Origin of the sequence: Nonomuraea sp. CA-141351 (genome assembly GCF_050944675.1) — a bacterium.
Lineage (GTDB): Bacteria > Actinomycetota > Actinomycetes > Streptosporangiales > Streptosporangiaceae > Nonomuraea.
Genome location: NZ_CP191982.1, coordinates 2889514 through 2912850, shown reverse-complemented (window position 1 = coordinate 2912850; position 23337 = coordinate 2889514). Strand labels below are relative to the sequence as shown.

At 69.3% G+C, this 23337-nt stretch carries 24 protein-coding genes and 1 pseudogene; 18 read left to right on the top strand and 7 right to left on the bottom strand.

Features of this window, described 5'->3' with window-relative positions; translation table 11 throughout:
* Positions 1-69 precede the first annotated feature (69 nt).
* Both ACQPWU_RS14190 and ACQPWU_RS14185 read left to right on the top strand, forming a co-directional pair.
* Positions 70-663 carry a PadR family transcriptional regulator gene (locus ACQPWU_RS14190; RefSeq protein ID WP_433440018.1) on the top strand — a complete coding sequence of 198 codons (594 nt, stop codon included), beginning with the start codon at positions 70-72 and terminating at the stop codon, positions 661-663.
* Positions 660-1871, top strand: a complete 1212-nt coding sequence (locus ACQPWU_RS14185; protein WP_433440016.1) for an FAD-dependent monooxygenase — start codon at positions 660-662, stop codon at positions 1869-1871. The genes ACQPWU_RS14190 and ACQPWU_RS14185 overlap by 4 nt, the downstream gene beginning before the upstream one ends.
* A gap of 62 nt (positions 1872-1933) precedes the next feature.
* On the opposite strand, the gene ACQPWU_RS14180 is transcribed toward ACQPWU_RS14185, so the two are convergent.
* Both ACQPWU_RS14180 and ACQPWU_RS14175 read right to left on the bottom strand, forming a co-directional pair.
* Entirely contained in the window at positions 1934-2632 is a 699-nt protein-coding gene (locus tag ACQPWU_RS14180) for a 4'-phosphopantetheinyl transferase family protein (RefSeq protein ID WP_433440014.1), read from the bottom strand.
* Positions 2629-3483 carry a metallophosphoesterase family protein gene (locus ACQPWU_RS14175; RefSeq protein ID WP_433440012.1) on the bottom strand — a complete coding sequence of 285 codons (855 nt, stop codon included), beginning with the start codon at positions 3481-3483 and terminating at the stop codon, positions 2629-2631. Before ACQPWU_RS14175 ends, ACQPWU_RS14180 begins: the two co-directional genes overlap by 4 nt.
* Before the next feature lie 222 nt (positions 3484-3705).
* Between ACQPWU_RS14175 and ACQPWU_RS14170 the strand changes: the two are divergent.
* The 4 genes and pseudogenes from ACQPWU_RS14170 to ACQPWU_RS14155 all read left to right on the top strand — a co-directional run.
* Positions 3706-5034, top strand: a pseudogene (locus ACQPWU_RS14170) (2-isopropylmalate synthase); the annotation flags it as partial.
* 26 nt (positions 5035-5060) lie between these two features.
* Complete coding sequence (locus ACQPWU_RS14165) at positions 5061-7781, top strand: AAA family ATPase (protein ID WP_433440011.1); 2721 nt, start codon at positions 5061-5063, stop codon at positions 7779-7781.
* 81 nt (positions 7782-7862) lie between these two features.
* Positions 7863-9470 carry an acyl-CoA carboxylase subunit beta gene (locus ACQPWU_RS14160; protein ID WP_433440009.1) on the top strand — a complete coding sequence of 536 codons (1608 nt, stop codon included), beginning with the start codon at positions 7863-7865 and terminating at the stop codon, positions 9468-9470.
* Positions 9470-9643, top strand: coding sequence for an acyl-CoA carboxylase subunit epsilon (locus ACQPWU_RS14155; RefSeq protein WP_433440007.1), 174 nt, complete (start codon positions 9470-9472; stop codon positions 9641-9643). The genes ACQPWU_RS14160 and ACQPWU_RS14155 overlap by 1 nt, the downstream gene beginning before the upstream one ends.
* 49 nt (positions 9644-9692) lie before the next feature.
* Here ACQPWU_RS14155 and ACQPWU_RS14150 read toward each other — a convergent pair whose 3' ends face one another.
* The 4 genes from ACQPWU_RS14150 to ACQPWU_RS14135 are packed head-to-tail and all read right to left on the bottom strand — an operon-like array spanning position 9693 to position 12125.
* Positions 9693-10145, bottom strand: coding sequence for a DUF1772 domain-containing protein (locus ACQPWU_RS14150; RefSeq protein ID WP_433440005.1), 453 nt, complete (start codon positions 10143-10145; stop codon positions 9693-9695).
* Positions 10146-10150: 5 nt separating this feature from the next.
* On the bottom strand, positions 10151-11011 hold the full coding sequence (locus tag ACQPWU_RS14145) for an LLM class flavin-dependent oxidoreductase (protein WP_433440003.1): 861 nt from the start codon (positions 11009-11011) through the stop codon (positions 10151-10153).
* The gene (locus ACQPWU_RS14140) at positions 11008-11388 is read right to left on the bottom strand and encodes a SchA/CurD-like domain-containing protein (protein WP_433440001.1); all 381 of its coding nucleotides are present in this window, start codon (positions 11386-11388) and stop codon (positions 11008-11010) included. The genes ACQPWU_RS14145 and ACQPWU_RS14140 overlap by 4 nt, the downstream gene beginning before the upstream one ends.
* On the bottom strand, positions 11388-12125 hold the full coding sequence (locus tag ACQPWU_RS14135; RefSeq protein ID WP_433439999.1) for an SDR family NAD(P)-dependent oxidoreductase: 738 nt from the start codon (positions 12123-12125) through the stop codon (positions 11388-11390). The genes ACQPWU_RS14140 and ACQPWU_RS14135 overlap by 1 nt, the downstream gene beginning before the upstream one ends.
* Positions 12126-12285: 160 nt before the next feature.
* Here ACQPWU_RS14135 and fabG point away from each other — a divergent pair, with 160 nt between their 5' ends.
* The gene (gene fabG / locus ACQPWU_RS14130; protein WP_433439997.1) at positions 12286-13032 is read left to right on the top strand and encodes a 3-oxoacyl-ACP reductase FabG; all 747 of its coding nucleotides are present in this window, start codon (positions 12286-12288) and stop codon (positions 13030-13032) included.
* A gap of 7 nt (positions 13033-13039) precedes the next feature.
* Here the strand turns inward: fabG and ACQPWU_RS14125 are convergent, their stop codons facing one another.
* Positions 13040-13915, bottom strand: a complete 876-nt coding sequence (locus tag ACQPWU_RS14125) for an NAD(P)-dependent oxidoreductase (RefSeq protein WP_433439995.1) — start codon at positions 13913-13915, stop codon at positions 13040-13042.
* 150 nt (positions 13916-14065) lie between these two features.
* On the opposite strand from ACQPWU_RS14125, the gene ACQPWU_RS14120 reads away from it, so the two are divergent.
* The 11 genes from ACQPWU_RS14120 (at position 14066) to ACQPWU_RS14070 (ending at position 23256) form a co-directional block, all read left to right on the top strand.
* Positions 14066-14392: a TcmI family type II polyketide cyclase gene (locus tag ACQPWU_RS14120; RefSeq protein WP_433439993.1), complete on the top strand. Its 327-nt coding sequence runs from the start codon at positions 14066-14068 to the stop codon at positions 14390-14392.
* A complete protein-coding gene (locus ACQPWU_RS14115) occupies positions 14385-14837 on the top strand; it encodes a cupin domain-containing protein (protein ID WP_433439991.1) in 453 nt (150 codons plus the stop codon). Before ACQPWU_RS14120 ends, ACQPWU_RS14115 begins: the two co-directional genes overlap by 8 nt.
* Entirely contained in the window at positions 14837-16093 is a 1257-nt protein-coding gene (locus ACQPWU_RS14110) for a beta-ketoacyl-[acyl-carrier-protein] synthase family protein (RefSeq protein ID WP_360704242.1), read from the top strand. Before ACQPWU_RS14115 ends, ACQPWU_RS14110 begins: the two co-directional genes overlap by 1 nt.
* Positions 16090-17328, top strand: a complete 1239-nt coding sequence (locus ACQPWU_RS14105; protein ID WP_433439989.1) for a ketosynthase chain-length factor — start codon at positions 16090-16092, stop codon at positions 17326-17328. The genes ACQPWU_RS14110 and ACQPWU_RS14105 overlap by 4 nt, the downstream gene beginning before the upstream one ends.
* Positions 17325-17591: an acyl carrier protein gene (locus ACQPWU_RS14100; protein WP_360704248.1), complete on the top strand. Its 267-nt coding sequence runs from the start codon at positions 17325-17327 to the stop codon at positions 17589-17591. The genes ACQPWU_RS14105 and ACQPWU_RS14100 overlap by 4 nt, the downstream gene beginning before the upstream one ends.
* Positions 17592-17607: 16 nt before the next feature.
* Positions 17608-18075 (top strand): SRPBCC family protein, encoded by a 468-nt coding sequence (locus ACQPWU_RS14095; RefSeq protein ID WP_360704251.1) that lies wholly within the window; start codon positions 17608-17610, stop codon positions 18073-18075.
* Complete coding sequence (locus tag ACQPWU_RS14090; protein ID WP_433439987.1) at positions 18072-18536, top strand: anthrone oxygenase family protein; 465 nt, start codon at positions 18072-18074, stop codon at positions 18534-18536. The genes ACQPWU_RS14095 and ACQPWU_RS14090 overlap by 4 nt, the downstream gene beginning before the upstream one ends.
* 22 nt (positions 18537-18558) lie before the next feature.
* Positions 18559-19290 carry an SDR family NAD(P)-dependent oxidoreductase gene (locus ACQPWU_RS14085; protein ID WP_433439985.1) on the top strand — a complete coding sequence of 244 codons (732 nt, stop codon included), beginning with the start codon at positions 18559-18561 and terminating at the stop codon, positions 19288-19290.
* Positions 19290-20912 carry an FAD-dependent monooxygenase gene (locus ACQPWU_RS14080; RefSeq protein WP_433439983.1) on the top strand — a complete coding sequence of 541 codons (1623 nt, stop codon included), beginning with the start codon at positions 19290-19292 and terminating at the stop codon, positions 20910-20912. The genes ACQPWU_RS14085 and ACQPWU_RS14080 overlap by 1 nt, the downstream gene beginning before the upstream one ends.
* Positions 20912-21580: a TenA family protein gene (locus ACQPWU_RS14075; RefSeq protein ID WP_433439981.1), complete on the top strand. Its 669-nt coding sequence runs from the start codon at positions 20912-20914 to the stop codon at positions 21578-21580. Before ACQPWU_RS14080 ends, ACQPWU_RS14075 begins: the two co-directional genes overlap by 1 nt.
* 167 nt (positions 21581-21747) lie before the next feature.
* The gene (locus ACQPWU_RS14070; protein WP_433439979.1) at positions 21748-23256 is read left to right on the top strand and encodes a hypothetical protein; all 1509 of its coding nucleotides are present in this window, start codon (positions 21748-21750) and stop codon (positions 23254-23256) included.
* Positions 23257-23337 lie beyond the last annotated feature (81 nt).

Sequence of the window (23337 nt, the reverse complement as noted above, 5' to 3'; positions counted from 1 at the left end):
GGTGTTGACTATATAGGGCTGACTAGTGCATCCTGAGTAAGCAACAAGGGGAGTGTGGATGGGACAGTGATGATGCAACGCAAGGTGACCAACCCGCTGGCGTTGGCGGTGCTTGCCGAGCTGATGGTCGAGCCCATGCACCCCTATGAAATCGGACGGCGCCTCAAAGGACACGACACCGACCAATCCATCAAATACAACCAGGGCTCGCTCTACATGGTCGTCAAGCAACTGACGAAGGCAGGCTTCATCGCTTCCCAGGAGACAGTGCGTGACACGTTGCGGCCTGAGCGCACCGTCTACGCCCTCACCGAGAAGGGCAGGCACGAGCTGTTCGACTGGCTGAGCGACCTGGTCGCGCAGCCGGTCAATGACTATCCCCAGTTCGGGGTGGCCTTGTCGCTCATGAGCGTCCTGCCGCCCGCCGAGTCGGTCCGGCTGCTCACCCAGCGGCTGGAACGCCTCAACACTCAAGCCGAACAGATCCGTCAGAGCAGGCAGAGCGCCGGCAACGACGGGGTCCTGTGGGTGTTCTTGATCGACGACGACTTCCGGCTCGCCCTGCTGGAAGCCGAGCGTCAGTTCGTCACTGAGCTCATCGAGTCATTCAAGCAGCCGGCCTACATGCGGGCATGGCAGGAAACCTTAGGGAGCCAAGCATGACTTCAGTTCGGAAAGCGCTGATCGTCGGTGGCGGCGTCGCCGGGCCCGCGGCCGCCATGGCCTTACAGAAGGCCGGCATTGAAGCGGTGGTCTACGAGGCGTACGCCACCCCGGCCGACGACGTCGGCGTGTTCCTCACCGTCGCCACCAACGGCATCGACGCCCTGCGTACGATCGGCTCGGGCAAGGATGTCGTGGCCGCCGGATTCCCCACCCCGAAGATCACCCTGCGCAACAGCGCCGGGAAGAACTTGGGCGGCACCAACACCGGCGCCCGTCTGCCGGACGGCACCACCAGCCACACCATCCGCCGTGCCGACCTCTACCGCATCCTGCAGAGCGAGGCCGTCGGGCGCGGCATCCGCATCGAGGGCGGCAAGCGCCTGGTCGGGGCCGAGCAGACCGCCGACGGCGTGCGGGCGCTCTTCGAGGACGGCACCGAGGCCACCGGCGACATCATCATCGGCGCCGACGGCATCGACTCCACCGTTCGCAAGGTCATCGACCCCAAGGCGCCCGCCCCTCACTACACCGGCCTGATCAACCTCGGCGGCTACGCCGACGGAGTTCCGGTCGACACCGAGTCGTGCAGCTACAGCATGATGTTCGGCAAGCGCGCCTTCTTCGGCTACGCCGTCCTGCCCAGCCGCGAGGTCTGGTGGTACGCGAGCCTCCCGCACCCCAACGAGCCCAAGAAGGGCGAGCTCGACGCCACCGACGGACTGGGCTGGCAGCGCAAGCTGATCAGCTTCTTCGAGCACGACTCCGGCCCCGCGGTCGACCTCATCAAGGCCACCCGCAACCCCGAGAACCTGCGCGCCACGCCCACCCGCTCCGTGCCCAACCTGCCGACCTGGCACAACGACCGCATGGTCATCATCGGGGACGCCGCCCACGCCCCCACCCCCACCTCCGGGCAGGGCGCCTCGCTGTCCATCGAGGACGGCGTGGTCCTGGCCCAGTGCCTGCGCGACCTGCCCACCCCGAAGCAGGCGTTCGCCACCTTCGAGAAGCTCCGCCGGCCGCGCGTCGAGAGCATCATCAAGGTCGCCAACAGCATCAACAACAACAAGGCCCCCGGCCCGCTCGGCGCGGCGATCAGGGACGTGTTCACTCCGATCATCATGAAGATGACGGCCAACAGCAAGTTCATGATGTCGCAGTACGACTACCACATCGAGTGGGACGAGCCCGTCAGGGCCGCTTAGGCCCAGGAGAAATGCCACAACGCCCGGCTGGTCCTCCCAGCCGGGCGTTCGCGTGAGCCTGATCAGCTGACCACGGCCATCAAACCCTTGCGGGCCGGGGTGTAGATGGAGGACGGCATCACGATCGCGGTCAGGATGAGCCCGTCCGCGGCCAGCCAGCGTCCGGAGAAACCGGTCAGCCGGTGCCGGTTCAACAGCGGGCCGGGCACCTGCAGCCGCGCCTCGAACGTGCCGCCGGGACGGATGTCGACCAGCACGTCGTGGAAGCCCAGCCACCGGCGCGCCAAGGGGAACCACGCCTTGTAGACCGACTCCTTGGTGCAGAACAGCAACCGGTCCCAGCAGACTTCGGGACGCTGCTCGCGCAGCACGCGGACCATCCGCTCCTCCTGGGGCAGCGCGATCGCCTCGAGCACGCCCATGGGCAGTTGCTTGTCGGGCTCGGCGTCGATGCCGATGGCGGCCGCCTCGACCTGCGTGGCGACCACCACTCCGCGGTAGCCCTTGCAGTGGGTGACGCTCCCGATGAGCCCCCGAGGCCACAGCGGCTCCCCGCTCTGTCCCGAAAGGATCGGCGTCGGCTGGCGGCCTAACATCCGGATGGCGCGCCTGGCGCAGATCCGGGCGGTGGTGAACTCCTTGCGCCGTTTGCCCACCGCCTTGCTGATCATCGCCTCCTCCTCCGGGAACAGGCTCCCTTCCAGCTCGTCCTCGGTGGTGTCGGAAGACACGACGTACGGGGGCAGGATGGACTCGATCATGCCGGTTCCTCCGCGGGGAGCACCGATCTGAGCACGGTGCCTGTCCTGGTCCACTGGAGCCATTCGCGCGGGTAGCCGAGGGAGACCTCCTCGAAACGCACCCCGTCGCTCCAGCTGGTTCTCGGAATGTGCAAATGACCGTAGACAGCGACGCTTGCGGCGAAGCGGCGATGCCAGTCGTGGGTCCGCTCCGTACCGCACCACATGGCGAACTCCGGATGGCGCAGCAGCAGCGTGGGTTCGCGGATCAGCGGATAGTGGCTGACCAGCACCGTCGGGATGGCGGGGTCACACTCGGCCAGTCTGCGCTCGGTCTGCTCCACCCGGGCACCGCACCACGCGTCCCTGCTCGGATACGGATGGCAGTGGAGATAGAGCTCGTCCGTGCACACGACACCGGCTCTCCTCGCCCAGTCCAGCGCGTCCTGCCGGGAGACCCCGGCCGGCCGGAAGCTGTAGTCGTACAGCAGGAAGAGAGGAGCGATGGTGGCGGGGCCGCCGGGGCCCGTCCAGACGGGGTAGGGATCCTCCGGGGTGATCACGCCGATGCGCCGGCACATCTCGACGAGGTACTGGTAACGCGCCTCGCCGCGGAGCTGGACGGGGTCGCCGCCGAGCGTCCACAACTCGTGGTTGCCCGGTGTCCAGACGACCGTGGCGAACCGTTCCTTGAGGAAGGTCAGCCCCCACTCGATGTCCGGGGTGAGCTCGGCGACATCGCCGGCGACCAGCAGCCAGTCGTCGTCGGACTGAGGCCGGAGAGAATCCATGACTTGGCGATTCCGGGGATGGGACACATGCAGGTCGCTTATCCCCCAAAGCCGTCCGGGGCCCTTCCTGGCCTTGATCATAATTTCACGATAATGTCCGCTATTTCCCGTCAAAAGTCCCACCACCCATGTCTAGGGTCCGCGACCCCTCACCAGGGGGATTAGGGGTTCCGCCCAGAGCGGCGCGTAAGGGAAATAGCCACCCGAAGCCGGGCGAATAGCCGCGTGCCTCACCCTGGGCATTGGTAGGGGGCCACAGATTTTGGTCCCAGCGAACATTCGACACCCGAGGAGGGACTGCCATTGAACGGAACTACAAGGGCGGTCCGGCGCTACAGCGCTCCCGCACCGATGTCGCTTCCTGACCGCCGATGGCCGGACAACACCGTCACGTCGGCGCCCCGCTGGCTGTCGACCGACCTGCGCGACGGCAACCAGTCATTGGCCAGCCCCATGGACCCGGCGCGCAAGCGCAAGATGTTCGACCTCCTCGTGCGGATGGGCTACAAGGAGATCGAAGTCGGCTTCCCGGTGGCCAGCCAGGACGACCACGCGTTCGTCCGTCACCTCATCGAGCACGACCTGATCCCCGACGATGTGCGGATCTCCGTACTCGTCCAGGCCAGGGACGAGCTCATCAGGAGGACGACGGAGAGCCTCGCCGGCGCACGGCGGGCCACCATCCACCTCTACAACGCCACCTCACCGATGTTCCGCCGGCTGGTCTTCGGCATGAGCAGGGATGAGTGCAAGGACCTCGCCGTCCAGGGCACCCGCCTCATGATGAAATATGCGGACAAGGTGCTGAGCGACTGCGACCTCGGCTACGAGTACTCGCCCGAGCTGTTCAACGACACCGAACCGGACTTCGCCCTGGAGGTCTGCGAGGCCGTCATGGACGTCTGGCAGCCGGGCCCCGGCCGGGAGACCATCGTCAACCTGCCCACCACGGTCGAGCGGACGACCCCGAACGTCTTCGCCGACCAGATCGAGTGGTTCAGCCGCAACCTGTCCAGGCGCGAGCACATCTGCCTGTCCATCCACCCGCACAACGACCGTGGCACCGGGGTGGCCTCGGCCGAACTGGCGCTCCTCGCGGGGGCTCAGCGCATCGAGGGCTGCCTGTTCGGCAACGGGGAGCGGGCGGGCAACGTCGACCTGGTCACGCTCGGCATGAACCTGTTCAGCCACGGCATCGACCCGGGCGTGGACTTCTCCGACATCGACGACATCCGCCGCACGGTGGAAGAGTGCAACGGCATGGCCGTGCACCCGCGCCATCCCTACGGCGGGGAACTCGTCTACACCGCCTTCTCCGGCTCCCACCAGGACGCCATCAACAAGGGCTTCGACGCGCTCCAGCGCGAGGCCGAGCGGGCCGGCGCGGCCACCCGCGATCTGCCCTGGGCCGTGCCGTATCTCCCGGTCGACCCGGCGGACGTCGGCCGCTCCTACGAGCCCGTGGTACGGATCAACAGCCAGTCGGGCAAGGGCGGCGTCGCCTACGTCATGAGAGCCCATTACGGCGTGCGCCTGCCCCGCCGGCTGCAGATCGAGTTCGCGCGGATCGTCCAGCAGCAGGCGGACGGGGAAGGCACGGAGATCGCTCCGAACCGGATACGAGAACTGTACGAGTGTCTGCCAGGGGGAGATCGGCAATGGACCTGATCGAGCGCGACGAAGCGCTCATTACCTTGGAGGACCTGCTCGCGAACATACTCTCGGGCCGAGGATGTGTCGCCGTGGTCGGCGGCCCCGTCGCCACGGGCAAGAGCAGGCTCCTCGACACGTTCGCTCAAGGGACCGCCCAACGCGGCGCGCTGTCCATCGCCGCGTCGGGCTCCCCCGTGGAGCAGGACCTGCCGCTGGGCGTACTGGGTCAGCTCATCCACGAGGCGCCGCTGGTGGAGGAGGAACGCGCCAGGGCGATGGCCCTGCTGCGGGAGGGCGCGCAGCGCGACCTCGGCTCCGACCGTCTCGGTCAGCCGCACGCCCAGGTCGTGCACGCGCTCTGCACGGTGCTCATCGAGCTGTCCGAGCGCTACCCCCTCGTGATCGTGGTGGACGACGCCCATTACGCTGACCGGCTGTCCCTGCTCTGCCTGGCGTACCTGTCCCGGCGAGTGCGGCTGGCCCGGATCATGATGGTCCTCAGCTACTCCGACACCGTGTGGGACTCGGGCTCCGGCACCTTCTCGTGCGCGCAGCTGTTCTCCGGGCCCCGCTGCCACACCATCCAGCTGCGCCCGCTCTCTCGCGCGGGCGTTCTGTCCCTGGTCGCCGCACAGGTGGGGGCGGAGGAGGCCGAGCGGTACGCCGAGGACTGGCACACCTACAGCGCCGGCAACCCGCTGCTGCTGAGGGCCCTGCTGGAGGAGCGTTCCGAGGGCAGGCCCGTTCCCGGCTACAGGTACGGCCAGGCCGTGCTGGAGTGCCTGCACCGCGGCGAGGCCGAACTGCTCGGCGTGGCGCGCGGGCTGGCCGTGCTCGGCCAGGCCGACTCCCTCGACCGGCTGCTCGGCGTCGAACGTACGCGGCTCGACAACGCGCTCCGCTCCCTGGCCATGTCCGGCGTGCTCGGCTCGGGCCGCTTCCTGCACGAGGCGGCCCGGCTCGCGGTGCTGGCGGAGCTGGATCCGGCGGACCTGATGGACCTGCACCGCCGGGCCGCCCGGCTCTGCCACGACGACGGCGCCCCCACCGAGGTGATCGCCGAGCACCTCCTCCACGCCGGTCCGCTCGATGCCCCCTGGGTCGTCCCCGTGCTCACCGACGCGGCGGCGAACGCCCTGCGGGAAGGGCGCGTCAAGCCCGCCATCGAATACCTGCGGCTGGCCTGGCACACCGCCTGCGACGAGCGGGAGCGTACGCGGCTCGCCATCCTGCTCATGCGCGCCGAGTGGCGGATCAACCCGGCGGCGCCGGCCAGACGCCTCACCGACCTGTTCGAGACGATGCAGCGAGGCTGGCTCGACGGGAGCGACGCGGTGGTGCTGGCCAAGGCACTGCTCTGGCACGGCAAGATGGACGACGCCAAGGAGGTGTTCGATCACCTGGCCGACTCCGGCGCCGCCCACGGTCCGGAGACGACGATGGAGCTGGCCATCGCCGGCTCGTGGTTGCGCTCCACGTACCCGTCGATGAGTGTCCCGCTGGGCGAGACGCATCCTCGCACCACCCTGGCCCCGCTGGCGGCCATCCACCGGCTGGAGTCCACCGCCGCCCTCACCGAGGTGATCGTCAACGGGCCGCAGCCCGAGGCCATCGCGGCCGCCGAGCGGATCCTGCGCGTGAGCCACCTCGACGAGATGTCGATGGACACGGTGGAGAGCGCGCTGCTCGCCCTCACCTACGGCGGGCGCGCCGAGCAGGCCGCGCCCATGTGCGAGCTCTTCCTCGCGGAGGCCTCGGCCAGGCAGGCACCGAGCAGGCTGGCCAGGCTCGCCGCCATCCGGGCCGAGATCGCGATCCGCCAGGGCGACCTGCGTACGGCCGTGCACCAGGCGAGCACCGGGCTGAAGCTCATCCCGGCCAGCGGCTGGGGCGTCACGGTCGGCGGTCCGCTCGGAAGTCTCGTCATCGCCCACACCGCGATGGGCCGCTATGAGACCGCCCACGACCTGCTCGACCAGCCCATGCTCGACGCCATGTTCGAGACCCGATACGGCCTGCACTACCTGTATGCCAGGGGCCGCTACAGCCTGGCCATCGGCGACGTCGCCTCGGCGCTCGACGATTTCCAGCGCTGCGGCGAGCTGATGGACAAGTGGAACCTGAACGCGCCGGATCTCTTCCCCTGGCGGGCCGACGCCGCCGACGCCCTCCTGCGCCTGGGCAACCCGGAGCAGGCCAGGCTCCTCATCGAGGAGCAGCTGGTCCGCTTCGGCTCTTCGTCGATGCGCATCCAGGGCATCTCGATGCGCCTGTTCGCCGCCACCAGCGAGATGCGTCACCGCCCCAACCTGCTCAGGAGGGCGGTCGACCTGCTGCAGTCCAGCGGCGACGACTACGAGCTGGCCCGGTCGCTGTTCGACCTGGCGGAGGCGTACGGCAAGCTCGGTGAGCGCAGGCGTGCCGGAATGATCCTGGTACGGGCTCGGACGGTGGCGAACGAGTGCGGTGCCGCGCTGTTCGACACCGCACTCCCGGCGGCGGAGGAGGCCGACACCCCGGCGGCGCGGGAGGCCGGGGAGGTGGTGACCGTGCTGAGCGAGGCGGAGCGACGGGTCGCCGCGCTGGCGGCCGCCGGGCACACCAACCGCGAGATCGCGGGCCAGCTGTACCTGACCGTCAGCACGGTAGAGCAGCACCTGACCCGCACCTACCGCAAGCTCAACATCGGCGGCCGGAGCGATCTACCTGCGTCTCTTGCCTTCTAGTGGTCCGGTAGGGGTGCCCCGGCCCGGAATCCGTGTGTTCCTCTGGATTTTGCAGAACCTGACAACAGGTGAGGGGAACGCATGCTGGAGCGGGAAGACACCGGGATCATTGATTCGCCGTTGACCGACTTGCCGCGCGAGACGATGAGCGATCGTGTCACGGAGCTGGCCCTCCTCAAGGAGAACATCAGGAGCGGGCCGGATGCCGAGGCAACGGCGAGACAGCACAGCAAGGGCAAACTGACCGTACGCGAGCGGCTGGAGGTGCTGCTCGACCCCGACTCGTTCGTGGAGGTCGAGGCCTTTCGCCGGCATCGGGCGACCGACTTCGGGATGCAGCACCGGCGCCCGCACACCGATGGTGTGGTGGCGGGCTGGGGACGTGTCCACGGCCGCCGCGTCATGGTTTTCGCCCACGACTTCCGCATGTTCGGCGGGGCACTCGGAGAGGCACACGCAGCCAAGATCCACAAGGTGATGGACCTGGCCGAGGCCGCCGGGGTCCCGCTGATCAGCTTGAATGACGGGGCGGGAGCGCGCATCCAGGAGGGGGTGACGGCGCTCGCCGGCTACGGCGGCATCTTCCAGCGCAATGTGCGCATGTCCGGTGTGATCCCGCAGATCAGCGTGATGCTCGGGCCATGCGCCGGCGGGGCCGCGTACTCCCCCGTGCTCACCGACTTCGTGTTCATGGTCAACGGCATCGCCCAGATGTTCATCACGGGCCCCGATGTCGTGAAGGCGGTGACCGGGGAGGAGATCAGCGCCGACTGCCTCGGCGGCGCGCGCGTGCACGGAACGGTTTCCGGGGTGGCGGGCTTCGTCTATCCCGATGAGGTCTCGTGCCTGGAGGACGTGCGTTTTCTGCTGTCCTTGCTGCCGTCCAACAACCAGGAACTGCCGCCGTCCACCGTCGCCACCGATTCGCCGGACCGGAGCAACGACTGCCTGCTCGATCTCGTCCCCTCCGAGCCGTCGATCCCCTACGACATGTCCGCCGTCATCGAGGAGGTCGTCGACGACGGGGAGTTCTTCGAGTTCCACGCCGGCTGGGCGGGCAACCTGATCTGCGGGCTGGCCAGGTTCGACGGCGAGGTGACCGGTATCGTCGCCAACCAGCCGCGTCACCTGGCCGGTGTCCTGGACATCAAGGCCTCGGAGAAGGGCGCCCGCTTCATCCAGCTCTGCGACGCCTTCAACATCCCGCTCGTCAGCCTGGTCGACGTGCCCGGCTTCCTGCCCGGCACCGACCAGGAGCACGGGGGGATCATCCGCCACGGGGCCAAGCTGCTGTACGCCTACTGTGCCGCCACCGTCCCGCGGATCCAGCTGATCCTGCGCAAGGCGTACGGCGGCGCGTACATCGTGATGGACTCCCGCTCCATCGGAGCGGATCTCTCCTTCGCGTGGCCGACGAACGAGATCGCGGTCATGGGCGCGGAGGGCGCGGCGAACGTCATCTTCCGCAGGGAGATCGCCGCGGCGGACGACCCCGCGGCGCAGCGGGCCAAGCGGGTCGACGAGTACCGCAACGTCCTCATGCACCCGTACTACGCCGCCGAACGCGGTCTCGTGGACGACATCATCGATCCGCGGGAGACCAGGGCGACCCTGATCCGCGCGCTCGCCCTGCTACGGGCCAAGCATTCGGCGGGCCCGCAGCGCAAGCACGGAAACCCGCCGATGTGATGGAACTGCACATCATGTCGGGACAGCCGACGGACGAAGAGATCTGCGCGCTGGTCTGCGCGCTCACCGCCCTGAGCACGGCTCAGGCCGCACGGCCTGAGCCCGCTCCCTCCACCAGGCGCCCGCGCCGGGAATGGCACCGCTACCGCTCGCCCCGTTCCTGGAGCACCTGAAAACGTCAAGGCCCAAGGGGGAATCCCTTGGGCCTTGAGCTTTTGCCTGTCAGAACAACGTGAGCGCGAGGCTGTTGGCGACGAGCGCCACCATGGCGAACGACGTACGCAGCAGGTGCCAGCGCCGCCACACCGGGCGAGGATCCTCCCATCCCGGGGGGACCGCGTCCGGATCGGTCTGGTGGACCCGCTTGTTGATCGGCACGTTGCGCAGGTGAGAGACCCACGAGACACCGAAAAGGCACACCGTCGCGCAGATGACCAGCGCGCGGGCGACGCCTCCCGGCGCCCAGACGGCCAGGACGATGTCCAGCAGCGTCGTGCCCAGCACGATGAGCGGCATCGTGGGATCCCAGTTCCGGCCGAGCAGCGTGTGCGTGTAGACGTAACGGTCCGGCGGCATCGCCGCCAGCGCCGGCACGGTGCTGACGGCCACGGCGAAGAGCACGCCCGCCACCGTGCCGCTGCCGAGGAGCACCAGCACGGTCAGGACGTTCAGCATGATGATCACCTCCAGACCGCGTCGGCGATCAGATCCGCCTGCCCCGGATCCTGGACGCACGGGAACAGCAGCAGCTCGTCGCAGCCGGCGGCCTCGTACCCCGCCACGAAGTCGCGCAGCTGCTGCGCGTCGGTGATCACGCTCCGCACCGCCATCTCGGCCTTCCACCCCATGAAGGAGTAGTAGTCCAGCAGGTGGTGCGCGGCCTGCTCGGGGCCGTCCGGCCCCAGCGACACGTACGCGATCGCCATGAGGCGAGGCCGATCGGCCCGGCCGGCCGCCTCCCAGGCCTCCCGGACCCGGCCGACCAGCTCGCCATAGCCTGATGCCGAGCTGCCCCCGGCGATCCAGCCATCGCCGAAGGCCGCGGCGCGCCGCATCGCCGTGGGCGAGTGGCCGCCCACGAACAGCGGCGGCCCGCCCTTCTCGGCGCGTGGCCCGGGGACCGGCCCGTCGCTCTCCCCGCTCCAGAACCCGCGCAGCTCGGCGAGCAGCTCGTCGAGCCGCCGGCCGCGCTCCGCATAGGAGGTACGGCACGCCTCGTAGTCGTCCTGCCGCCCGCCGGCGGCGACGCCCACCGTGAGCCGTCCTCCGGAGAGCCGGTCCAGGCTGGCCAGCTGCTTGGCGAGCAGCGCCCGATCGCCTCTGTAGGCGGCGATCAGGATGGTCGTGGCCAGCCGGATCCGGCTCGTCGCGCCGGCGGCTCCCGCCAGGGCGATCAGGGGCTCGTAGCCGTCGTACATCAGCCGGTCGAGCGCCCCGAGGGCCGAGAAGCCGAGCTCCTCGGCCCTCCGGGCCCAGGCGAGAAGATCACTGCCGGCGATCCCCGACACCATCGTCGGCAGCCCGATGCCCAGCTCCATCATCGGCCCGCAGGATGGGTATCCACGGAGAGCTGGACGATGCAGCGCATGAGCGCGTTGCGGAAGTACGCCTGGAACCCCTCCGGCGTCGAGGTGTCGCGCTGGTCGACGAGGTAGGGCGCCAGCTTCTCTTCGATCACGTGCACGCCTTTCTGCCCGGCCATGTGAGCGGCGACGGCCCGGAAGTCGCCCTCGTAGTGGATCACTCGGACCAGCACGCCGTCCTTGAGAAATACGGCCGTGCCGAGCAGCCGACCGGCCTCGTCGCCGGTCGCGCCGCGCAGGATGGGGCTGTCCACCCGCTGGAAGTCGGCGAAGATCTCCGCGACCTCGTCGTCGAATCCGGGCCGGACGTTGTAGGTAATGGCGGCATAGGGCATCAGACGCCTCCGTCCACGTTCAGAGTGACCCCGGTGATGTACCGGGACACGTCGCTGGCCAAAAAGAGCACGGCCGCCGCCACCTCTTCGGGTGAGCCGAGACGGCCGAGCGCCGTCACCGCCTTGATGAGGTCGGCGACCGGGGGCGGCGGTCCGTCGCCGGGCCCCTTCACGATCACGCCGGGCGCCACGGTGTTGACCCGCACGCCCCTGCTGCCGAGCTCCCTGGCGAGGGACCGGGTGAGCCCGTTGAGCGCTGTCTTGGATGCGCAGTAGTGGGCGCTCTCCGGCCGCCCGCGCATGCCGGCCGACGCCCCGATGTAGATGACGGAGCCGTGGTCGGCGAGCAGCCCGAGCGTGGCCTGGGTCACCAGGAAACTGCTGGTGAGGTTCGCCGAGATGACGCGGTCCCACTCCTGCTCGGTGAGCTCCGCGAAACGGGCGCGGCCATCGACGCCGACGTTGTTCACGACCACGTCGAGCCCGCCGAGCGCCTCCTGACAGACGGTCGCGAGCGTGGCCGCGCCGTCGGGTTCGGTCACGTCGGCCTGCACCACGCGGTGGCCGTCACCCAGCTCCTTCAGTTCACGGGCCAGACCGTCGGCCGCCTCTCCCGGGCTGCGGTTGCAGGCGACCACACGGGCCCCGGCCCGGGCGAAGGCCAGTACGGCCGCCCGGCCGATCCCCTGCGTACCGCCGGTCACCAGGACCCGCTTGCCGGCCAGTTCAAGATCCACGATCAACCTCCGCTCAGGCACGTCTTGGCCGATGCTGGTCCATCGCGCTCGCGACGGGCTGGAACAGGGCTCGACCGGCCGGGCGAGCGCAGGCCGCAGGGCCTGTGGTTCTCGAGCCGTCTTCGAGCAGTCCCTCCACGGCCGATGCGACTCTGAGGTAATGAGCCACACAGACAGGCAGGTCGCGCTCGTCAGCGGCGGCTCGCGCGGCATCGGCCGGGCGATCGTGCTGCGACTGGCACGGGACGGATTCGATGTCAGCTTCTGCTACCACAGCGCCGAGGAGAGCGCGGCGGCGGTGGCCAAGGAGGCCAGGGAGTTCGGCGGCCAGGTGCTCCCGGTCCGGGCGGATGTCGCCAGCGGCCCGGCGATGCGTGACTGGGTCGACCGCGTGGAAGCCGAGCTCGGCCCGATCGACACGGTCGTGACGTCGGCCGGCATCACCAGGGACGGGCCCCTCATGCTCGTGGAGGAGGCCGACTGGGAGGCGGTGCTGCGGACCAACGTCGGCGGCGTCCACCACCTGTGCCGCGCCGCGGTGTTCGGCATGATGAAGCGCCGGTCGGGCTGCGTGATCACCATGTCCTCCGTGGCCGGTGTGTACGGCAACGCGACGCAGACCACGTACTCGGCGTCGAAGGCGGCCATCATCGGTTTCACCCGGGCGCTGGCCAAGGAGATCGGCGGGCACGGCGTGCGGGCCAACGTGGTCGCGCCGGGCCTCATCACCACGGACATGACCGACCAGCTGAGCGAGCGTGCCGCCAAGAAGCTGCTGGAGAGGATCTCGCTGCGCCGGTTCGGCCACCCCGAAGAGGTGGCCGATCTCGTCTCCTTCCTGGCATCCGACCGGGCCTCGTACATCACCGGCAGCGTCTTCGAGGTCCACGGCGGAATCGCGATCTGAACCCGGCTCAGCGGACGGGGGTGCGCAACTCGGCGATGGAGGCGGCGTCCTTGTCGCCGTCACCGGCGCGGATCGCCGCGCCGAACCGCTCGGCCACCCCCGCCGTGACGGGCAGCTCCAGGTCGTGCGCGGCGGCACCGGCCACCGCCAGACGAAGATCCTTCTCCATCAGCGTGCTGCGGAACGCCGGCGGCTCGTAGCGGCGGGTCCGCATCAGCTCAGCACGGAACGCGAGCGCCGGCGAACTGAACCCGCTCTTGGCGATGGTCGTGAAGAAGAGATCGCGGTCGACGCCGGCGCTGACGGCGAGCTGCGCCGCCTCGGCCAGCGCGGCGATCTGGTTGCCGAGGAGCAGGTTGAAGGAGAGTTTCAGCCCGCAGGCCGAGCCGGCCGGGCCGACGTGCACCATGTCCTGGGCGAGTGCCTCCAGCACCTCGCGGGCGCCGTCCACGTCCTCGGGCCGCCCGGCCGTGAAGATCCGCAGCTGGCCCGCTCTGGCCATCGGCGGGTTCCCGATCACGCACGCCTCGATGCGGCGGGCACCGGTGCCGGCCAGCCGCTCGGACGCATCCGCCGAGTAGGCGGGCGAAACGGTCGAGGTGTCCACCACGAGCGCCCCCGGGCGCAGCCGCCCGGACAGCTCGCCGAAGAGGACCTGCTCGACGGCCGCCTCGTCGCTGAGGCTGAGCAGGACGATCGAGGCGTCGCGGCCAGCGTCGCCGGCCGAGGCGGCGACGCGTGCTCCCGCCTCCGCCAGCGGCACGGTCTTGGCCGCCGTGCGGTTGTGGACCACCAGCGGGAATCCCGCCTCGCGCAGGCACAGCGCCATGCCGGCACCCATGCCGCCCAGACCGATGAAGGCCAGCTCGTTCTCACCGCTCACAGCAGTCACCCTTTCGACGGTTCTGAAATCCCGCCGCCACTGTGCGGTTCCCGGCTCGAAGTGGACTCGCGCCGCCCGCTTCGAGCGGGATTCGACCGAGACCAGAACCATCGGATCAACCATGGGGCATCAAAACGAGAGGAGCTCCGGGTGCATCGGACATTGATCGTCGCCCGCATGGAACCGGCCGAGGCTGACAACGTGGCACAGATCTTCAGGGACTCTGACGCCACCGACCTGCCCCGGATGATCGGAGTGTCGCGACGCACGCTTTTCCGCTTCCACGACCTCTACTTCCACCTGGTGGAGGCGGACGACGACATCACGCCAGATCTCTACAAGGCACGCAGCCACCCGCTCTATGACGACATCAACAAGCGGCTGGCGCAGCACATCCGGCCCTACGACCCGAACTGGCGCGAGCCCAAGGACGCCATGGCGAACCCCTTCTACGTCTGGGAGGCGAACGGTGAGTGACGCAGCGGAGAAGCTCGCCGTGGTGACCAAGGTGCGCGCGGACGACGTGGCCCCCAACCGGCGCCGCGGAGGTGACATCCGGGTGGTCCTCAGCCCGAAGACGGTCGCCTCCACCTCCGGGTTCATGGGCACGCTGACGCTCGCGCCCGGCGAGTTCGTGGCCGAGCACTACCACCCGTACTCCGAGGAGTTCCTCTTCGTGGTGCGCGGCCGGCTCACCGCCAGGATCGACGGCACGCAGCTGGTCGAGGTGGGGGCCGGCGAGGGGCTGATGGTCCCCAAGGGTCTGCCGCACCGGGTCTGGAACGACGGCGAGGAAGAGGTGTACGCGATCTTCCACCTGAGCCCGCTGGCGCCGCGGCCCGAGCTCGGTCACGTCGACACCGAGCCGCTGCCGAGCTCCGGAGCGGCGGAGGCCCTACCTGATGTTGGAGGGCCGAACTGATGCGCACTGACAGGCGCGTCGTCATCACCGGGATCGGCGTGGTGGCCCCGGGCGGCATCGGAACGAAGGCGTTCTGGGATCTGCTGTCCGCGGGCCGCACCGCCACCCGTGCCATCTCGTTGTTCGACCCGTCCGGCTTCCGCTCGCGCGTCGCGGCCGAATGCGACTTCGACCCGGCCGCGGAGGGGCTAAGCCCGGCGGAGATCCGCCGGATGGACCGGGCCGCGCAGTTCGGCGTCGTCTGCGCCAGGGAAGCCCTGGCGGACAGCGGCATCGAGGGGGTGCCGCCGGAGCGCGTCGGGGTCAGCATCGGCAGCGCCGTGGGCTGCACCATGGGCCTCGAAGAGGAATACGTCGTGCTGAGCGACGGCGGCCGGCGCTGGCTGGTCGATCCCTCTTATGTGGTGCGCCACCTGTACGGATACATGGCACCGAGCACCATCGCGTGCGAGGTCGCCTGGGCGGCGGGCGCCGAGGGGCCGGTCTCCTTGATCTCCACGGGCTGTACGGCGGGGCTGGACGCGGTGGGCAACGGCTGCCAGCAGATCTGGTCCGGCCGTGCCGACGTGGTGATCGCCGGCGCGACCGACGCGCCCATCTCGCCCATCACCGCGGCCTGCTTCGACGCGATCAAGGCGACCTCTCCCAACAACGACGATCCGGCTCACGCCTCCCGTCCGTTCGACGCGCATCGGGATGGGTTCGTCCTGGGCGAGGGGGCTGCCGTCTTCGTCCTGGAGGAGCGGGAGGCGGCCCTGGCGCGCGGCGCGCACATCTATGCCGAGATAGCGGGATTCGCCAGCCGCAGCAACGCGTACCACATGACGGGGCTCAAACCGGACGGCCGTGAGATGGCCGAGGCGATCCGCAACGCCCTGGCCATGGGGCGGCTGGACGCCTCGGACATCGACTACATCAACGCGCACGGCTCGGGGACCAAGCAGAACGACAGGCACGAGACCGCGGCCTTCAAGCGCGCGCTCGGCCACCGTGCGTACGAGGTTCCGGTCAGCTCCATCAAGTCCATGGTCGGTCACTCCCTCGGCGCGATCGGATCCATCGAGGTGGCCGCCTGCGCGCTGGCCATCGAGCACCAGGTGGTGCCGCCGACGGCGAACCTGCACACGCGTGACCCCGAGTGCGATCTCGATTACGTGCCGCTCACCGCGCGGGAGCACGCCATAGACGGAGTGCTCAGCGTCGGCAGCGGGTTCGGCGGCTTCCAGACCGCCATGGCCATCGTGAGGGCGGCATGAGCGAGGTAAGCAGCAGGCACGCTGTCGTCACGGGGCTCGGCATCGCGGCGCCGAACGGGATCGGCGTCGAGGAATACTGGGCTGCCACGCTGGCGGGGAAGAGCGGCATCGCGGAGATCAGCCGCTTCGACGCCTCCGGCTACCCGGTCCGGCTGGCCGGGCAGGTGAGCGGCTTCACCGCCGGCGAGCACGTCCCGAGCCGCCTCATCCCGCAGACGGACCACGGCACCCACCTCGGGCTGGCGGCCGCGGCCTGGGCGCTGGAGGACGCGGCCGCCGATCCCGCGGCCATCCCCGAGTACGACATGGCCGTGGTGACCGCCAGCTCCTCCGGCGGGACCGAATTCGGCCAGCGGGAGATCGAGCGGCTGTGGTCCAAGGGCCCCTCCTGGGTCGGCGCCTACCAGTCGATCGCCTGGTTCTACGCGGCCACGACCGGCCAGATCTCCATCCGCCACGGGATGCGCGGCCCCTGCGGGGTCATCTGCGCCGAGCAGGCGGGCGGTCTGGACGCGGCCGGTCAGGCGCGTCAGCTGGTCAGGAGCGGCACCCGGCTGGTGGTCACCGGCGGGACCGACGCCTCTCTGTGTCCCTACGGCCTGGCCGCGCAGTACAGCAACGGACGGCTCAGCGAGTCGAGCGATCCCAGCAGCGCGTACCTGCCCTTCGGCGTGGGCGCGTCCGGCTACGTGCCGGGTGAGGGCGGCGCGATGCTGATCGTCGAGAACGCCGAGGACGCGCGGGCCAGGGGCGCGCGTGTCTACGGGGAGATCGCCGGTTACGCCTCGACCTTCGACCCGCGCCCGGGCTCGGGCCGGAAGCCCGGCCTGCGCCGGGCGATGGAGCTGGCACTCGCCGACGCCGGGCTGACCGCCGGCGACGTCGATGTGGTCTTCGCGGACGCGGCCGGCGTACCGGAGCTCGACCTGCAGGAGGCCGTCGCGATCCGCGCGGTCTTCGGCCCGGGCACCCCGCCGGTCACGGCCCCCAAGACCATGACCGGGCGGCTCTACGCGGGCGGCGCGGCCCTCGACCTCGCCAGCGCCCTGCTGGCCATTCGCGACGGCGTCATCCCGCCCACGACCGGGGTGACCGAGCTGGTCCCCGGCTGCGACATCGACCTGGTCCGCGGCGCGCCGCGGGAGGCGGAGCTCGGCACCGCCATGGTCGTCGCCCGCGGTCACGGCGGATTCAACGCGGCAGTCATTGTCACGAGCGAACGGAGCACCAGATGACCCAGACCGCCCCCACCCCCTTCACCATCGAAGACCTCAAGGCCACGATGATCGAGTGCGCCGGCGCCGCCGAGAACGTGAACCTCGGCGACGACATCTCCGAGGTCCCGTTCGTCGACCTCGGCTACGACTCGCTCGCGGTGCTGGAGGTGACGGCGAAGCTCCAGAACCACCTCGGCGTCGTGATTCCCGACGATGTGGTGGAGCAGCTGCCCACCCCCCGCGCCCTGGCCGACTACGTCAACGTCCGTCTTGCGAGCTGAACGGAGGAAACCTGCCATGGCCGGACACACGGACAACGCCATCGTCATCCAGGCCCCCATGGACCTGGTCTGGGAGATGACCAACGACGTCGCCTCGTGGCCGCAGCTCTTCAGCGAGTACGCCGCCGCGGAGATCCTGGAGCGCGACGGCGACTCGATCACCTTCCGCCTCACCATGCACCCCGACGAGGACGGCACGGTGTGGAGCTGGATCTCGCAGCGCACCCCCGACCCCGTGAAGCGCGAGGTGCGCGCGCACAGGATCGAGACCGGCCCGTTCGAGTACATGAACATCTTCTGGGAGTACCGCGAGGTCCCGGAGGGTGTGCGAATGCGCTGGGTGCAGGACTTCCACATGAAGCCGCAGGCCCCGGCCGACGACGACGGGATGACCGCGTACCTGAATCACAACACCGCGATCCAGATGGACCGGATCAAGGGGTTGGTCGAGAAGGCCGCGGCGGTCCCGCAGGGCGCGGGATGACCGGGGCGCTCCTCGCGTTGGCGCTGTTCGCGAACGGGGTCGCGACCGGCGTCATGCTCGGCAACGCGATAGGGCTGGCGGCCTTCGCCCTCCGCCTGCCGTACGCGGGGTATGTGGACCTGATCAAGTTCATGTGGCCGCGTTATGACCCGTTCCTGCCCATCATGAACGTGCTGGCGTTCGGGCTGGACGTCGCCCTCGCGGTGATCAGCGGCAAGCGCGCGGACGCGGCGGGCATGTTCTGGCTCGCCGCCGCGTCGCTCGCCGTGCTCATGACGATTTCCCTGGTGAAGAACGTCCCGATCAACAAGTACGTGACCGCGCTGGACCCGGCGAGTCAACCGAACGACTGGCCGGAACGCGATCCGCGGGCCCGTTGGAAGACCTGGAACACCGCACGAGTGGTGCTCTCCCTGGCCGCCCTGATCGCCAACCTGGTGGCGGCGGCGATCCTCCTCTAGATGTCACAGGAGCCATGGAACGATGGAGCTCAACCTGACCGCAAAGAAGATCCTCGTGACCGGCGGTTCGCGGGGCATAGGGCGGGGCATCGTGCTCGGCCTCGCCCGCGCGGGTGCCGACGTGGTGACGTGCTACCGCACGGAGGGCGAGGCCGTCACGAGCCTGGCCCGCGAACTCAAGGAGACCGGTGGCGACCACCACCTGGTCAGGGCGGACGTGAGCAACCCGGCTGACGTCGACGACCTCGTCGAGCGTTGCCGTACCTCGTTCGGATCCCTTGACGTGGTCGTGCACAACGCAGGGGTCATCAGCCACGTGCCGTTCGCCGAGCTCCCGCTCGAGGAGTGGCAGCGCGTCGTGACCAACAATCTGGGCGGGCCGTACCTGGTCACGCAGCGGGCTCTGCCGCTGCTCGGCGAGGGTGCTTCCGTCATCTTCGTGGGCTCCAGGGTCGCCACGGTCGGCATCCCGCTGCGCGCCCACTACACGGCCACCAAGGCCGGCCTGGTCGGGCTCACCCGTTCTCTGGCCAAGGAGCTGGGGCCGCGCGGCGTGCGCGTGAACGTGGTGGCACCGGGGCCGATCCAGACCGAGGAGCCGACGCCGCCCGCCGTGCTCGAGCGCTACCAGAAGATGATCCCCCTCGGCAGGCTCGGGGACGTCGCGGATATTGCCGGAGTCGTCGCCTTCCTGTCCAGTGACCTGTCGCGGTTCGTGAACGGCGAGACGATCAATGTCGATGGAGGAATCTGATGTACGACGAGAACGTGCCGGTGCTGATCGTGGGCGCCGGCCCGGTCGGCCTGTCCACGGCGGTCTTCCTGGGCCGTCACGGCATCAGGACGCTGGTCGTCGAGAAGCGCGGCGAGACCTCCATGCTGCCGCGTGCGCCCGGCCTGCAGGCCCGCACCATGGAGATCTTCCGGGCGGCGGGACTGGGCAAGGAGATCCGGGCGCTGGAGATCGGTGATTCGCACCCGTTCTTCGAGGGCGGGATCCTGCGGGTCAACACCTTCTCCGAGATCGACGACGCCGTGGTGCTCGAAGCCCCGTCGCTGGACGGTGAGACCGTCAGCCCTGAGCGGGTCATGGGATGTGGCCAGGACCGCTACGAAGTGGTGCTGGCGGGCAAGGCCCGCGAGTACGGCAGCGAGGTGCGCTTCTCCACCAAGCTGCGCTCGATCGAGCAGGACGACGACGGCGTGACCGCCCAGGTGGAGGACGTGGCGACCGGAGTGGTCACGACGGTCCGGGCGCAGTACCTCGTGGGAGCGGACGGCGCGAGCAGCTCGGTCCGCAACGCTCTCGGCGTCTCCCGGTCCGGCCGCGGCACCGTGTTCAACGCGCTCAGCATCTACTTCCGTGCGCCCGAGCTGGAGGAGATCCTGGCCGACCGGCCGTTCATCCTGTGCTACGCCACCGCCGGCGGGACGATGACCGGGCTGTCCCGGCTGCACGGGCGCGACCCCTGGCTGGCCGCCCCCATCTACCACCCGGACAAGGGCGAGTCCCCGGACGACTTCACCGATGAGCGCTGCGTGGAGATCGTTCGCACCGCGTCGGGCAAATCGGACATGCACGTCGAGATCATGGCGAAGGTGCCATGGGAGGGCGCGCAGCTGGTGGCGGAGCGCTTCCGGGTCGGGCGGGTGTTCCTGGCCGGGGACGCCGCCCACGTGCACCCGCCCGCCGGCGGCTTCGGCGCCAACACGGGCATCCACGACGCGCACAACCTGGCCTGGAAGCTGGCGGCCACGCTGCACGGCTGGGCGGGCCAGGAACTGCTCGACACCTACCACGACGAGCGCCACGCGGTGGGCACCGCCATGGCCGAGCAGGCCCTGGTCAGAAACCGCATCAGGCACGGGTACGCCACGGACGAGGTCCGGGACCAGATGGTCGACGACATCATCATCACGCTCGGCTACCGCTACCGCTCCCAGGCGGTGGTGACCGAGCAGCCGAGGCCCACGCTGACCGCGCCGCTGGAACTGGTCGGCGAGCCGGGCACGCGGGCGCCGCACATCTGGCTGGAGCGCGACGGAGAGCGCCTGTCCACCATCGACCTGTTCTGGGACTCCTACGTGCTCCTCACCAGTGCGGAGGGGGGCACGTGGCAGGAGGCGGCGGCCAAGATCGCCGAGCGCACCGACGTGCCGCTGCGGGTGGTGCGGCTGGGCGCGGGCGGGGACTACGTCCCGCTGGACGACGACTGGGCCGCCACCCTCGGCATCCCCTCTGACGGCGCCATCCTGGTCAGGCCGGACGCGTTCGTGGCCTGGCGGGGCGGCGGCGAGTCCGACGCCGAGCAGGTGCTGGCCGATGTCCTCGGCCGGGTCGCCGGCGGCCTCAGCGTGACGGCGGCGGCGCGCTGATGTCCACGCGGGCGGAACTGTCGGCGATCGCGCGACCGCTGGTGGCCAAGGTCAAGGACCATCCGTTCTGGACGGGCCTGCGAGCGGGGACGCTGCCGCCGTCATCACTGTGGTACTTCGCCGAGCAGGACGCCCGCTACGTCGTTCCCACCTATGCGCGGGCGCTGGCCCAGTGCGCGGCGATCGCCGAGCGGGACGAGCACGGCACTCTGCTCTGCTCCGCGGCGAGTGCCACGTTCGGCTCGCTGCCCAAGCTGGCCGCGGGACTGTCCGAACTGGCCGCCGGGCTTCCCCTGGCCGGTCCGGACAGTACCGCGGCCCGGCCGATGATCCACGCCTACACGTCCTTCATGCTCGCCGCGCCCACGATCTCGTTCGCCGCCGGCATAGCCGGCCTGCTGCCGATGAGCTGGTTTCATCTCTTCGTCTCGAACGATCTGCGGGAGCGCTGCGAACCCGGATCCCGCTACGCCTCCTGGGTCGAGCAGTATCCCCCCGGCGGGGACTACGAGGGCTACGTGAACTCCTACCTCGCCATGATCGACGAGGTGGGCGCTCAGTGCTCGGCCACCGACAGGAAGCGACTGGTCGAGCAGTTCCTCATCGGCGCACGTTTCGAATGGGCCTTCGCGGACGCCGCCTGGCGGCACCAGGAATGGGCCGTTTAGCCCTCGTCGAGCAGCCGTCGAGCCGGTCGGCTCAGACTCGCTTCCCACGTCCCTTCCTGGACCAGAAGCAACACGTTCTTGGAGCAAAGCACATGGATAACACGTCGGAAATCGTGCGGAGGAGCCGTGGCCCCGCTGCCCACATCATTGTCTTACTCATCGCCGTCATGAGCACGTTCGTATTGGCCGGCGCCCCGGCGCAGGCGGCGACGACCACCGGCACCAAGTATTACGTCAACTGCAGTTCCGGGAACGACTCCGCCTCCGGCTTGTCCTCGAGTACGGCGTGGCGGACCCTGGAGAAGGTCAACTCGATCGTCTTCAAGCCGGGCGACTCCATTCTCTTCCGCCGTGGCACCACCTGTCAGGGAGTCCTGAAGCCGCAGGGGTCGGGCACGGCCGACAACCCCATCGTCATCGCCTCCTACGGCACCGGCGCCCGCCCCGCCATCGTCGGCGGCGGGGCACGCGCCGCCGTGTTCCTGCACAACGTGCAGGGCTGGGAGATCCGCGAGCTCGACATCTCCAACGCGGCCACCCGTGACGGCAACGCGCGTGCGGGCATCTACGTCCTGCTCGACGACTTCGGCATCGGCAAGCACTACAAGATCAGCGATGTGAAGATCCACGACGTGCCCGGTTGCGACTGCCTGCAGCCCGAACTCGAGAACAGCGGCGGCATCGTGTTCAAGGCCGCCGGGTCCCAGGTGGCCACCGGGTTCGACGGGGTCGAAGTCACGCGCAACGTCATCTCGGGCGTGGACAACGTCGGGATCGGCATCGTCTCCCAGTGGTCCAAGCGGGACCTGTACCCCGCCGGCACGAACACCTTCGTGCCGAACAAGAACGTGCGCATCTCCCTGAACAAGCTCACCGATCAGGGCGGCGACGGCATCCTGGTGCAGAACGGCGTCGACCCGGTGACGGAATGGAACATCGTCAGCGGATTCGGCCTGCGGGCGAGCGCCTCGCACGCCGCAATCGTCGCGTTCAACTCCGACCGGCCGGTCGTTCAGTACAACGAGATCACCGGCGGTTCCGCCACTCCGCCGTCGTTCTCGCTCAGCGTCGACGCCGGCAACCGCGACCTCGTCTACCAGTACAACTTCAGCCACGACAACGACGGCCCGTTCATGCTGTTCTGCGCGTTCGCCGGCACGTACTCCGACGGTGCGACGATCCGCTACAACATCAGCCAGAACGACAAGGACCTGCTCCTGGGCACCTTCGAGATCCCCGTCGTCGCCAACGGCTGCGACAACGCGATCACGAGGGTGAAGTTCTACAACAACGTGATCTACAGCCCCACCGCCAAGGCCATCGCAGGCAGCCGGGGCGACCACACCCCGATCGAATTCACCAACAACATCTTCTACGGCAGCCCGGAAGGCTCGGCCATCCACGACGCGGTGGGTGTCTACGACCACAACCTCTACTACAACGTCGTCGTGCCCTCGAACCACACCAACGCCGTGATCGCGGACCCGAAGTTCGCCAATCCCGGAAGCGGGACCGGCCTGGACAGCATCCTCGGCTACCGGCTGCGGTGCGGTTCGCCGGCCATCGCCGCCGGGGTCTCCATCGCCGGCAACGGCGGCCACGACATCTTCGGCTCCCAGGTGCCCGCCGGCGGGCAGCCGAACATCGGCGCCTACCAAGGCCCCTGCGTCAGCTGACCGTTCCCACGACAGCCCCCTCCCGCAGGGGGCTGTCCCTTTTTCTGGAGTGAGCTTCATGGTGCAGAGCCCACCTCTTCG